Here is a 14,321-nt window from a genome sequence, read left to right as displayed (position 1 = left end):
GTTTGTTATATTAATGTAAATGTCACCTGACACTTCACACCCATATCACCTTGGATATTGATATTTCCTGAAAGTTGATTGGTTAAAGCATCCACTAACTGCCAGCCTAAAGAAGCTATTTTTTGGAAATTAAAATTTGGTGGTAAACCAATTCCGTCATCACTGACTACAAGTGTAACTTGCCGATCTTGATTTTGGTTAATTTCTATATAAATCGTACCATTCCTACCTACGGAAAATGCATATTTCAAGGAATTAGATACAAGCTCATGGATAATTAAGCTACAAGGAATTGCCGTATCTAATCCGAGAAAAACGTGTTTGTCTATATTTAGTACCAGAGCGATCGCATCTTCATTGACTTCGTATGCAGTAAATAAACTTGCTACTAAATCTCGAATATATTCACCAAAATTAATCTTTGCTAAGTCTTGAGACTCATACAATTTTTCGTGAACTAGAGCCATTGATGCAATCCGTTGTTGGCTTTGTTGGAATATTACCAAATCGTGCTTGTCTTTAATATAAGCAGATTGCAAACTTAGCAGACTGGAAATAACTTGTAAATTGTTTTTTACCCGATGATAAATTTCTTTTAATAACACCTCTTTTTCTAAGAGTGATGCTTGCATTTGCTCCTCCCACTGCTTGCGATCGCGTAGCGCAGCTTGCCGTTCGCTAATATCTTCCACTACAGAAATCAAATATCTTGGCTCCCCACTAGGTTCGCGCATTAAAGAGACGGTGAGATTAACCCAAAGTATGGAGCGATCTTTACAAAAATAGCGCTTTTCTATTGAGTAAGTTTGAATATCATCTGCTAAAATCTGGTAAAAATATTTTAGGTCGGCATTAATATCATCTGGGTGAGTAATATCTTGAAAAGTTAGCAACTGTAGTTCTTCCAGTGTGTAACCAAGAATATTGCAAAGCTTCTGATTAACTAACAACCACCTTCCATCTATTGCTACATGGGCGATGCCAACAGCAGCTTGATGAAATGTAGCACGGAATCGTTCTTCACTTTCTCGTAATGCTTCTTCTATTCGCTGGCGCTCAGTAATTTCTGTCTGTAGTGATTGATTAATTCTTGTTAACTGTGCTGTTCGTTCCTCCACCATATTTTCTAGTTGATTAAGTAGACTACTTACTGCTTCCTCTGCTTGCTTACGCTCAGTAATATCGGTATGTGACCCAGCCATCCGCACTACATTACCATCTTCATCCCACAGTGCTTGACCTCGATCCAAAATCCATTTGTAAGTGCCGTCTTTACATAAAACTCGATGCTCAGTAGTGTAAAACGGTGTTTTCTGAGAAAAGTGATCTTGGACTGCTTGTGTTACCCAATCCAGATCATCTGGATGTACTCGTTTCATCCTTTCATCTAAATGGTTAGAAATTTCGTGGTCTTCATAACCAAGCATTTCCTTCCAACGGGCCGAGAAGAATATTTCATTAGTTTTAACATTCCAGTCCCAAATTCCATCATTATTGCCGCGCAAAGCTAATTGCCAGCGTTGTTTACTTTCCCTCAACACCTCCTCAGTTAGTATGCGTTCAGCAATTTCCTTCTCTAGTTGAGCAGGACTTGGTAGAGCCAGTGCCTTGGGTATTAATGGCACAAGCTCTATAGCCGTCAATACAGAGACAAAAGCGGTAATAGCTTTGAGTAACCCTGATAGCCAATAGGTAGGATACCAAAGCGTCCACACATCCATCAAATGGGTTGTGCCACAAGCAACAATGAATGTACCAAACATCAGGAATATCCAGCCGAAAGGCACATCTCGCCGTTTACGGACAAAATAAACCAACATCACTGGGATTGAATAATAAGCAAGTCCAGTTAACACATCTGAAACCAAATGTAACCACACCAATTCTGGTTTCCAGAGGTAGCAATGTCCGTGGGGAATAAACTGGCTAGTAGAGAAAAAATTATGTAAAAGTTCTATCATAATTTATAGGAGTGCTATCGAAATTGATGACACTCCTAAGATTTTAGCTAAATAATGGTGATTCACCGAACTAAATACATCCTTCTTCTATTACTTTTGTGAGAGAATAATATAGGATATTTACAGCATGATAATTTTATCACAAACCTTTATTTTAAATATTCTTTTAGAAAATAAACGTTCAAATTCTCGCTTTTTTATTTTTTTAAATTAATTGCGCTATAAAATATCTCAATGCTACACACTTACAATAATTATCACAATGAAAATAAGATTTTATATCCCATTTGACTGCTTCAAAATTAAGACTAACAGGATAACATTTACCTGCAACAAAATGTTGAAAGATAGAATAGTCGTTAAAGCTAGTCATTTCATAATAATTTTGTTGCCATTGTCGAATCTATTTAAATCCTATGCTGTTTAGTAATTTTCTGTAATCAAAGTAGTGAATTTTGCCATGTGAAAGTTTTGATGGCTTATCAATAATGAATAGCGATCATTTATTTCATATAAGTAGCTTTAATATGAGTCCACATATCACAAAAGCGATCGCTATTATCATCGAGGTAGCCTAAAAGTTATAAACGGATTTAAATACTGCCGTCAATTTCTTCATCTACCTAGAATTAAATTATTAAGAAGATTTAACTCTTCTTGTGATATATTCCATAACGGTGAACTGAAACTCAAAACAGGTGTTGTACCAGAACGATGTATCTCAATCGAAGATGAAGAGATGAGACATGGACGTAAAAGTCAAAGCCAGCCATTTGATGGTGATAAACGTCATGTTTTACGAGATTTAGACAATGGGCTGGTTCGCGCTGTTAGAGTCACCAGAGCAAATATTCCTGAAGCATCAGTAACAGATGCGATTGCCATTGACTTAAAATGCCAGCAAGTGAATCTGGTTGTGTTACATATTGACCGTGCTTATCTGAGTAGTTCCTTGGTTCAAAACAGAAGTGACGAACTGACTGTTTACTGTAAAGCTTGGCAAGTTAAAAACGGCTTGAGGTTTACCAAAACTGCTTTTACCCTTGATTGGGACAATCAGACTATTTGCTGCCCTAATGAGGTGACTTTACCTTTTAACGTCGGTGGCAAGTTCAGTTCCCAAAAAATATTTGTGCAACTTGTCCGTTAAGGGAGCATTGTACTACTTCCAAAACTGGGCGTAGTGTTTCTATTCATCCTGATGAACCTTTATTTAGGGAATTACAACAACGTCAATTAACTCCTGCTGGTCGTGCCAAGCTCCAAGAACGTGTTGCTGTTGAGCATTCCCTATCTCATATTGGTCGATGGTAAACAGACCAAGCTCGTTATGTTGGTTCTCGCAAAAATCTATTTGATCTTCGCCGTACCGCCGTCGTCTATAATCTTCATATTCTTGCCAAAAATTTTACCTGCACTACTGAGAAGGCTGCTACTTAATTCTGATTACTGAATCGGTGTTCTAGACGAAGTTTAGTTGAATTTACTATTGCCTATTTCACAAATTTAGATTCTGCATTCTTCTATCTTCGATTTGAGAGAAGCAAAATGTTTTCCACCTAGTTCAATTTGCCCATCTGTACAACCGGTTTTCAATCTTTCGACTAGATAATCCAAATCATGAGCTATAAAATTTGTGCCATGATCTGGTTCTACTAAACTAACTAAAGATATATTTCGAGCTTGTTGTTCGACCAAGCTAGAAATACCTAGAAAGTTGAATACACCAGATTCATAGGTTCCACAAGGTACTGAAGGATTATTTACCCCAACACAGTATTCATTTGGTTTAAACCAATCAAATGCTGGGTAGCCGTGGAAATGAACAATTGGCGCACCATCTTTAATTAATTCTGGCGTATACAAAGCCGCAGAAAGACTAATTGCAAGCATGACATAAATATCATAAGAAGGTTTCATATCTGCTAACTCCGAATGAATCACTTTAGGGAGTTGGAGATATAGCTTTTCTTTCAAACCAATTCTGATAATATCATCAGCGAGATTCAAGTCTGTTTTATTTGACCCTGAACGAGAACTGACAAGCCAAATATCAGGTATTTGCCTAAATACATATTTGTCTAGGAGTTTGATTTTGGCATAGCGTCTACCTTTTTCATTTTGACGAATTTCGTTACTACTAAATCCTCTAACAGGTAATAGACTTTCCCACTCATTTTTACTTACCTCTATATCTCCAAAATATTGTGGAGGTTCAGCATAAGCAACAAAGCCATAAGAGACACCTGTTCTACCATTTATGATGACGCTGACAATATCTCTATGGGATTTTCTTTTAATCACTTCATTCAATTTAAAACCAGGAGGGAATAAACCTGTTGATGCTAATTCCTGACCTAATTTCACTAATTTTGCAGCATAGATAGATTCTTGAGGATTATACTTTCCTAGCTCAAAGCGGCTCAGTAAAAGTGGAGCGATGGGCACAAAAACTTTAGGAATTAGTGATTTCAAAACAAACCGTTCTATCTCATTTTTGGAGAAAATAGAGTCTGAAAGATTCATGTTTAATATAGAAATTTTATCAGATGATACTCCAATAACAATTTCTGAAAACGTTCTGATTAAAGTGTTTAAACCAATATTGATTTTTTGTTTATACGGAATCAGAGGGTTGATAAAATCATGGTCTATTTCAGTAAGCACAATCACTTGGGTTTTACTAGGATTGTCAACGTACTTAGCTGCATGATCCTCAGCCCAACTGCTCAATCGAGCCATTTTTATAACAGGTATTTTTCGACCATTTAAAACAAATTTAGAATAGAATTGATAGAGAAGCTCTGCTGTAAAAATACCAAGTTTTCTTAGAATAGAAGGAGGTATTTCTACATCAATAATTGCATTAACTTCTGATTTAACTCCCTTAAACTTGAATTTTTTATTTTTGTTAATTATCGGAATTGTTAGGTCATAGTTAAATTCTGCGATCGCTTCCTCCCAAGATAAAACTTTGACTCCATAATCTCTCAACTTCACTTCCAATTCTTGGCGAAATTTCCGAATCTCTTGATTTTTGTAGCTATTAGGCAAAGGTTTAAATGTAACTATCAGCTTTTGAGCCATAACTTTAGGATCGATAATTGGTGGCTTATACTCTACAGATGATTGCTCTGAAAATCCCCCAATTAGACGACCAATAGTCTGTAAATTGAGTCCTTGACTTAAAGGGACAGAATCTAAATCAGTAGCGACATCCATCTCGTGTATAAATGCCACAATCTCCGCTTTGCAAGCAACTATTTCTGCTTGCATTTCTAATGTGATTATGCCCTTGGGTGAGCGAATCTTTAATTTGTCATTATCAACCCACAAATGAACACCCTGTTGAGTAAGGTTTGCTATAATCTCTGATGCGTTCATAGTTTCAGAATCTCCTAATTGTTTCAAAGTATTGATTTTTCTGAATATCAAATGAGCAATAAATATGCCTATTTGTACGTTAAAGAAGAGTCTAAATCCAAATTGCAAATTTCATGAATATAAGACATAACATTGTTCACAAGAAGTTCCATAGTGCTTTGGCTAATTGAAGGTTGAGAAAAAACAAAATTCAACAGCATTTTTCCTTGAAAAGTTGAGGCGTGGATAACAAAAACACCTGCATACAAAGCGTGGGAACCAGCGAAACTGATTTCTTCTAGTTCAAATTCACCGTAATATTTGGGTATATTTACTTTGCCAACATTAGAAACAGACACTGTGGCAGCTACTTGCTTGGGATAGATAAAACAAAAATCTATGAGATGCTTGGCAATCAAAATCATTTTCAAGAGATCACCGGATTTTTTACTAACTTCAAGTTTTTGTTTCACCTCACGGGCTAATTCCCAAAAGGATGTGTTTCTCCCTATAGTATGAAATCCCATAATAGAGGAGGCTAATACAGCCATCTGATCATCACTGATAGCTGGTTCGAGATGTCTCCTCAAATCAAAATATGATAGGCAGTTTACTCGTGTATTTTTGCTATTTATTTTAATTATTTTTCTCCCTATTGTAAACAACATTACAGCACACAAAGCACTATGTACTGTTGTATTCTCTTGCCGACAATGATTTACAAATTTTTGGGTTAAGTCTTGGTCAAGTTGTCTGTGGATAATATTGCAACTACGCTTTGCAATAGATACATACTTTTCAAAACCTAATGTTTGTGGTCGATTCCAGATTTTTTGTAACCCAAGCTGCAACAAGAAGATAATGCTATTTATTCTACCTCTGAATCCCTTAGTCCATTTGGGCATTAGTTCTTCGATAGGTGGAAGTGGAGTTAAGCTAATAACTGGATTAATTGGTTCGCCGGACACAATTTTTTGACAATAAGTCAAGATTTCTGAGTGAAGTTGGATGGATGATAAACCATCTGCGATCGCATGGTGTATTGTTGTAATTAGGTAACTTATATGCTCATTACCTAAAAGATGAATAAGAACAACTCGCAGCAAACCTTTGCTACTATCAATTCCGTTGTTCATCTCTTCATCAACCACTTGTTGCCACTGCTCATTGTCTAACTTTTTTACAACGCGTAAAGCAATATTTGCTGTTTCTTGACTTTGAAAGATAAGACTATTTTTATCTCCAACAATTTTAGAATTTAGACGAGGGTGGCGACATTGAATCATGTCTAAAGCCTGTGTCAGAGTTTCTTCGCAGATATAGCCCTTGATGCGACTAATAGTTACTATGTTCCAGGTTTTAGCACGGCTATTTAAGATTTCCATAGCTTGCTCAAGGTGCCCCAGCTTTCTGTTGTAAATCATATTTACTTTTGGTTCCCTTTAACTACTAAATTATTTGCAAGCTTAGTTCTCGATTTAGGTTGTAATTATTGTTCGATAATCTGAACAACCTTTTGGTTAAGCTGTGCTAAAAACCTGGATATATTCATAGTTTCAAACTATCAAAATCTTTTTCTGTAAGCTGTTCTTGAACAGCTTTGATGTTCAAATCTCAAAAATCTCTGACTGCGAAGCTTTGGATTCTTCGGCTAAACGCTGGGATAGCGTTTCAATAGTGGGGTAATGCCACAATAAGATTGGAGATAGTTCAAAACCAAACAACTTCTCAGCTTTGCTAACAAGAAACATTGCTTGGGCTGACTCTAAACCATAGCTGTCTAAAGGCTGACTGACATCTATATCCTTGGGTTCAACTCCTAGCTGCTCTGCAATATGAGATACTAGCCAAGCTTGAATTTCTTCTGCGGTATAAGACTGCTTTTTAGTTGCCTCAGGAGTAGACTGACTCATTTACACACCTCTGAAGTAAAAAGAATTGGATATATAGCATTCCTAAATAGGATTGCTGTACTGGCTAAAACTTTTGAAAAGTCTAAGGTAGGAGATATTAGAAAAAGGTTTTAACTTTCGCTGCTGCTGCATATCTCCTAAGAGCATATCGAGCTATATAAAATTTGCCAGTTAATCCGCTACCCGAATACGAATATCACCCTGCACTACGCATTGACAAGCTAGGCGAACATTGGTAGTATCGGGAGCCAACACATCAAGCAAAATCCGCTCTTCATCCATCACAGGAGTTAGATTTTCTATCCCACTCACAACTTCTATGAGGCAAGTTCCGCAAGCAACACAACGACAACCAAATAAAATTGAACTAGGATGCTCATCACAAACCTTAGTTAAGCGTTGGTTTGCTTCAACTTGAACTGTTTTCTGGTCGTCTTCAAAATGAATAGACACTATCATCTCTAAACTCGCTGGTTTCACGAAAGAGGGTTAACAGATTTAACAATTGTTAAGCTACTTCAATAACTTTTTGAATTTCCTTCATTGCCAAAGCATCCTTGTAACGATCATAGAGATTACCTAGCTTACTGGTATTTAACTCTAGTCCCAATTCTTTAATAAGACGCTCTAGCTGCTGAGATTTGTATTGCCAACTCTTTTGTTCCATGTAACCAATTATATTGCGCCATTTTGAACTCACTTGTCTCCAAGAATGAACTAATTGATTTATATCTACTCGCTTATCAACTAATTCAGGATGGTGCAGAGACATACTTAGTGAGTTTAGCCCAATTCTAATATCAGTTAACATGATTCCTTGGGCAGTGAAGTCTAACTTCTCCAAATAAGTTGTGAAACTAGCGCTAATGTAGTCTTCCAAAATTAGCTGCATGAAATATCGAATGAAATCTTGACCCTCAGGAGAAGCTGCCCTATATAGTTCTACTCCTAAATCAAAGGATGTTGTGTAATGACGTGCTTCATCTGTTAAGTGACCCTGATTCAATTCAACAGCTAATGGTTCATAATCAAAGTTTTCAGGGGAATCAAATAAAAAAGCTTCGCTTTTTTTTAACTCGATATTAGCCATATACCGATAAAGTAGAGTCAAACTACCCAAGCCAATTTCTTGAACTATTTGGGCCGGTAACATCCTTATAGCATCCCCAATCATGAAGCGTAAAGTTCGATATGTAAAATTTTTGCCTTGCTGCTGAGTCTGTTCTACAATCTTTTTAAGAAAGTTTTTCCCCTTTTGAAGATTCAATAGAGTTTCATTTAAATCTTCATCAAAAGTAAAACGGGTATCGAAGTTGTCGAAATCTGATTGAGGTATTGCACCAACAGTTCCATAGAAAAAGCTAGGCTCATCAAATGAACTTTCAATTCCTATTTCTCGACAGACCATACTATATACAGTTCTAAAAGACCAAATATGATCCATCTCTTCATTAGTTTCCTGATGAAGAATCATAAATTCATCCGAGTAGGAAGCAAAAACTTTTTCAGCAACACTCATGTTGGATATGAGAGACTGATATTCGCTATTAGCAACAAACTTATAGAAATTAGCAAAAAATGTCGCAGATAAAATTGACCTTTGACGAGAATTAAAAGAAAATAAATACTCACAAATAGGTACGGGTAAGGGGAGCATTCCCGGATGAGAGTAAAGTTTTTCTCCTTTAATTCCCTGCTTGCTCATAGCTATAGCAACAGTTTTTAATTCTAAAGGCTGAGTATGTGCCTGCTCGAAAAGCTTATTTTGAATCTTGGGAATTCGGTTATCAATTTTAACAGTATTCATCTGATTTTCCTCCTTTAATTAAAAGTAGCTGGACGATATTCGCTGTAATAAGCGGGCATTTGTAAGCCCTGAACTTTTAAACTTTGTATCCGGTATAAAAATGCCGCTCCGGTCATAATATGGTTAGCAACATCAACTACCTGACGATTATTTGATTCAGATAAATAAGAACCTCTAACCCAGTCATTGAAACTGCCCATAGCAGGGCCACACCAGATTTGATAATCCATTTCTCTCCCTTTTTCTCCAAAGTTAGACCAACGGGATGATAATCCAAGATACCAGCGAAAAATTAAAGCCATCTTCAGTTTTGGATTATTAACAGCCTTGGCCAATTTATCAGGATTGCGTTGAGATAAATAAGTAACTGTCTCTTGCCACACTGCATCCAAGCTCTTTTTCAAAACTTGTTTTTCTAATTTATCTCTTTCCACCAAGGGAATATCTTCAATTGAGTCATAGTTTTTGTATAGTTCAAACATTTTTTGGGCTCGTAAAGGAAAGAGAGTTCCTCTTTTGAGCACTTGGAGTTTTACCCCCATTTCGAACATATCTGCCGCCGGAGCCATCATCACATCAGCCATCTCGGCTTGAGCCAATAATTGTTTAGTATGTTGAGAAGTTCCGGCTTCAATGCAAGATTGGTTAATCGAGCCTGTTACAACATAAGCAGCACCCATCATAAAGGCAGCTAATGCTGATTGTGGCGTAGCAATTCCTCCTGCTACTCCAACTCGGACAGGTTTTTCATAAGAAAATTTTCTTTGAATTTCATCTCTCAATTCTAAGATGGAAGGTAAGAGACAAACCAGAGGACGATTATCTGTATGACCACCAGAATCTGCTTCGGCAGTAATATCGTCAGCTACAGGAATTTTTTCAGCTAGGGTTGCTTGTAATTCACTGATAAGGCCTTGCTCAACTAATTGCTTCAAAATTTTTGTTGGAGCAGGTTGTAGAAATTTGATTGCAACTTCTCTCCGAGAAACTTTGGCTATAATTTTATTTTTGATTTCGATTTTATTGTCCGCATTCAAACCAAGTCCAGCAGCGCGATAGTAAACAATGTTGTCAGTCAAATCGAGGAAGGCGGAAGCTTCTATTGTTCTCACCTGATATTTAAGATACAAATCAACAACACCGCGTTCAATAGCAGGTTCACTGGGACTGTGGAGTAAGTTAAATGCGTAAGGTCCTTCGGGTAAAGCTTGCTGAATAAGCTTAATGGCTGCTTCGACGCGAGCAGGAGATAAGCCACCAGCACCAAATGAACTTAAGATTTTCTCTTTACCAAGGGCAATTACCAGTTCTTCAGAAGCAATCCCTTGAGCCATTGCGCCCGTGGCATAAGCGTATTTTACACCATGAAAGTTGAGAAAAGTTGGATCGCCTAATTGTCGAGTTGACAGAGGTGGAGTAGATACTAATATTTCTGCCTGTCCAGTTTTTTCTTGGTTGCAAGGATATGGATAACCTTCGTTAGTTGCGCCAACTTTTCCTTCAACTCTAATAATATAACAAGGTTTTTCTAAATTTAGAAGCTTAGATTTTATACCTTTTTCGTTAAAAGATACAAAATCTAAAATACCTTGCCAAACTTGATTTTGGTGGAATATATAGTCTGAAATTTTTAGGTAGTTACCATTGTTATTTAGTATATTATCTGCACCAATCATCTTTTTTAACCTCCAGTTCCAGAAAATTGTTTACCAGATAATGTTTGAAAAATTTACAGCAGATTTTATACTGATTACCTGTGAGTTTGCTCTAGAGCAAGGGGCTTCAGCCCCTTGTCTTACTAAGCTTGATTTTGCACCAATTATTTATTCAAATAATCTGGGTACTTTGCTGCTTTAGATGATTATCATTCAAACAACTTTTGATAACAAGCTATTTGCAACTGAATGATGGTGCTAATTTGCTTTAGTGACTCCTGTCGCGCTTGTAAAAAGACAGCATGAGCTTTGGTCATCCTGGAAGCATTCTCACTCAGTTTTTGATAGTAAGGACTGTGTGAATTGAGCAAATGGGGTTCGTCAACAACGCTGGAAGTTTTCAAACTAGGGGTCAGAGCGAATTGATTCTTTTCCTGTTCTGTTACCCAATTTTCGTTAATTTGTAATTTTTCTACAGTTTCATTGCGTTCTTGTAGCAATAACTGAGTAGGTTCGCTGCCATTTTGAAAGTTAACTTGCTCTTGGAGAGTTTCTAGATTTCTAGAGGTGTTTTCAAGACTTTTGGTAGGATTGGGGAGCAAAGAAGAATTCATTTGTGCAAATTCCTTTAATTCTGATAGTTGATATTGCTGCTGATTAACAGTTTTGATGGGATATCTAAAAGAGATATCTTCAAGGATTTCGTGATTTTTTTTATTCAAAGATGTGTAACTAATCTTGCTATTTTGCAAGGTTATAGTTCTCACGTTAGACTGGCTTTCATTGGAAACTTCTGGTTCTTGAGAATATAATGGTGATAAATCTAGTTCAACTCTATGGCTAAGGAGTTTTGCTAAGGCTTTGATAATAGAAGCATGATCGTCTACACCTCTTTTATTAAGAGATACTGTGATCTGTTCTTTTGCCTTGAGGGTTTTATCAATCCATCTGGAACAGTTACTACCAGCACCTACTTCGAGAAATATTTTGAAGCCATCTTCATAGACACGGTTAATTAGCTGAGGAAAATTAAGCTGTTGACAGATGTTTTGAGCAATATTGCGAGCTATTGAATGACTGTCGAGGTCAATTGGTTTATACTCGGCTGTGGAATAAAAAATAGTTTCTGATTTATTTTGGCTAGGGAATGTATTTAATCTCACAAGTTCATGGTATTCAGAGCGCATTGCCTCGCAATGGATGACATGGGTGAAGGGAGCAAGAAAAGCATCACAATTTAGATTGGCAATTACCCGCTTACAAGCTTCTATCTCACCAGCAATCACGACTTCTTCTGGAGTATTAATTAAAAGTAAATAGACGCGATCTTCATCTTGGATGGCTTCCTGAACACGAGATACTGGACACATAAGAATATAGTTGCGCCAAAAATCTCCGCTTTTATCATCCTCTCCTTGAGGTAATCCCCAATACTCGCGCACAGCATTTTTGGAACCAGATAGCCTTGTCTTAAACAGAGGAGATGAGTTAAAGCTCTTACTATTATCTAGAAACTCAGTCCAGACACCTTGAGCCAACATCATGCTAATCTCGCCCAAGCTATAACCAAAAGCACATTGGGGCTTGATCTGAAAATAATTGCTCAGAGTTGCCGTCAAAAGTGTGGCAAAGAGCATTTCTAATTCTAGTATTGCTACTGAATCGTTAATCAATTCCTTTTCAAGGGCTTCCAGTTGCCTATTTGAAAATTTTTCTAAACTTCGAGGGTAGACAAGTTTTTCTATATTCGCGAGACGGTTGTAACCACTTTTGATGAGCAGCTGATCGTAAAGTTGAGGAAATAAACGAAATAGATTCCGACCTATTCCGAGATAAGCACTAAAGGCTGCTGGATAAACGAAAGCGATTTTACCTTTTTGCCCAAGTGGTTTTGCTGTAAAATAGCTGCCTAGAGGAGTTTGCCAGTCTTTACCTGTCTTGAAGGCATCGGGAATACCTTTGAGGGAGTGCTGAATTTCGCGCTGCAATTCATCTTGATTGTGTCCGAGAATTGCTACTGCATAAGTTGCCTGTTGATGCTGTTGAAAAGCCTTAAAAGTCAGCCTAGCAGCAGCAGCTAGGGAAGAACAATCTTTAATGGTTTGTTGAAGATTGCGGATTTCTTCTAATAGAGTTGATTGCTCGTCAGATGCGATCGCAAACACATAGTAAGGCATTTGCTCTAAATACCTGCTGTTGTGATGTTGCTGATATACTTCCTCTGACAAAATTAAATGTGCATAACTTCCATCTATCTCCATCCCGTTAATCGCAGCTATTCTTCTAGTAGCTCCTTTTTCTAAAAACCAGGGTTTTGATTCACAAGCGACATAAAAGGGACTATCTCGCCAAATCTCTGGCATTTTAGGACCAGACCATTGGGGAACTGCGGGAATGTAACGATGATACAGGCAAAGTGCTGTTTTAATCAGGCTAACTATCCCCGATGCAGCATAGGTATGACCTATATTTGCTTTAATACTCCCGATCGCACAAGTTAAATTTGGCTCAAATGTGCGATAAGCTGCGAGCAACCCTTGAATTTCTGACTCATCTTGCTGGGAAATTCCACTACCAACAACTTCCAAATAGTTGATATCTCTTGGTTTGATATCTGCAAGATGAAAAGCCTGTTGACAAGCCTGGGCTATCATTTCAGAATTTGGAACCGTGAGAGGGTGAATTTTAGATTTTGAATTTTCCACAAGACTAAGAGCGTCAATCGTTGCATATATGCGATTGTTCTCTCGTTTTGCTGTTTCGTGGAGCTTCAATACTACAGCCGCCGCACCCTCACCAACTATCCAACCATTGGCTTTCTGGTCGTAACTGAGAGTATTCACACCTGTGTTAACTTTTGTTATTTCATTTCGTTGTAAAACACTAGCGCCATCCCCAGCAAGGTCAATCGCACCGACTAAAACAGCGTCTACTTCTCTGATTGCGAGTAGCTTTTGGGCAAGCTCCAAGGCTTTAAAAACAGAATTTTGTTCGGCAATTAATGTGAATGTCGGTCCAGCAAAATTCCACAGTTTGGAAATATAATTAGCTAGGCTGTTTTCGATGTAGTTGGTATATTCATTATCTTCAAGTTGCTCTTTTTGTTGATGCAGAGTTAGGTCTTTAGTACTAGCAATTATTATTGCTATTCTCGTACTTTTACGAAGTGCCGCATCTTTTAGAGCATTATCGGCAACCTGAAGCATCAACAGTTCTTGAGGGTTAAAATTGTCTACTTCTTCTGGTGGTAGTTCTAAACTGAAAGCATCAATTTCAAAATCTTTAATGTATGCACCTAATGGTGCTACACCATCGGGAAAACTGTAGTTTTTCAACAACTGTTGTTGTGCTTCTATTGCTTGCCATCGCTGAGGAGGTCTGGAAATAAAATGCTGAGTTCCCTCATAAATACTGCGTTCAAAGGTATCTAATCCCTTGCAGCCGCCACCTAAATAGCAATCCATCCCTACAATCGCTATTTTATGAATTTTATTTTGTGCAAATTCTTCCATCACCTACCTCCTCAAGCTGATGTATATATTTTGTAAGAATTCAGGAGTCAGAATAGTTAAAGAGTCAGGATAAAATTTGGTGAATCAATCATATCAGATTCTTTCTAAGT

At 37.4% G+C, this 14,321-nt stretch carries 8 protein-coding genes and 1 pseudogene; 1 reads left to right on the top strand and 8 read right to left on the bottom strand.

The features are described from left to right. Window positions 1-5: 5 nt before the first annotated feature. On the bottom strand, window positions 6-1,961 hold the full coding sequence (locus FD724_RS30960) for a PAS domain S-box protein (protein ID WP_179075263.1): 1,956 nt from the start codon (window positions 1,959-1,961) through the stop codon (window positions 6-8). Between the two features lie 676 nt (window positions 1,962-2,637). On the opposite strand from FD724_RS30960, the pseudogene FD724_RS41205 reads away from it, so the two are divergent. Beyond that, a pseudogene (locus tag FD724_RS41205) lies at window positions 2,638-3,401 on the top strand (transposase); the annotation flags it as partial. Between the two features lie 66 nt (window positions 3,402-3,467). Here FD724_RS41205 and FD724_RS30945 read toward each other — a convergent pair. The 7 genes from FD724_RS30945 to FD724_RS30915 form a co-directional block, all read right to left on the bottom strand. Further along, window positions 3,468-5,345, bottom strand: a complete 1,878-nt coding sequence (locus FD724_RS30945) for a hypothetical protein (RefSeq protein ID WP_179075261.1) — start codon at window positions 5,343-5,345, stop codon at window positions 3,468-3,470. Window positions 5,346-5,413: 68 nt separating this feature from the next. Then, on the bottom strand, window positions 5,414-6,748 hold the full coding sequence (locus FD724_RS30940; protein WP_179075260.1) for a condensation domain-containing protein: 1,335 nt from the start codon (window positions 6,746-6,748) through the stop codon (window positions 5,414-5,416). Window positions 6,749-6,931: 183 nt separating this feature from the next. Beyond that, on the bottom strand, window positions 6,932-7,237 hold the full coding sequence (locus FD724_RS30935; protein WP_114080668.1) for a phosphopantetheine-binding protein: 306 nt from the start codon (window positions 7,235-7,237) through the stop codon (window positions 6,932-6,934). A 171-nt stretch (window positions 7,238-7,408) separates the two neighbouring features. Beyond that, a complete protein-coding gene (locus FD724_RS30930) occupies window positions 7,409-7,696 on the bottom strand; it encodes a 2Fe-2S iron-sulfur cluster-binding protein (protein WP_114080669.1) in 288 nt (95 codons plus the stop codon). Window positions 7,697-7,745: 49 nt separating this feature from the next. Then, on the bottom strand, window positions 7,746-9,044 hold the full coding sequence (locus tag FD724_RS30925; RefSeq protein WP_114080670.1) for a hypothetical protein: 1,299 nt from the start codon (window positions 9,042-9,044) through the stop codon (window positions 7,746-7,748). A 14-nt stretch (window positions 9,045-9,058) separates the two neighbouring features. Continuing rightward, window positions 9,059-10,720: a PfaD family polyunsaturated fatty acid/polyketide biosynthesis protein gene (locus tag FD724_RS30920; RefSeq protein WP_114080671.1), complete on the bottom strand. Its 1,662-nt coding sequence runs from the start codon at window positions 10,718-10,720 to the stop codon at window positions 9,059-9,061. 188 nt (window positions 10,721-10,908) lie between these two features. Continuing rightward, on the bottom strand, window positions 10,909-14,211 hold the full coding sequence (locus FD724_RS30915) for a type I polyketide synthase (RefSeq protein WP_179075259.1): 3,303 nt from the start codon (window positions 14,209-14,211) through the stop codon (window positions 10,909-10,911). Window positions 14,212-14,321: the final 110 nt, after the last annotated feature.

It is taken from the genome of Nostoc sp. C057 (assembly GCF_013393925.1).
Taxonomy (GTDB): Bacteria; Cyanobacteriota; Cyanobacteriia; order Cyanobacteriales; family Nostocaceae; genus Nostoc; species Nostoc muscorum_A.
This window is presented reverse-complemented; position numbering and strand designations above follow the sequence as displayed.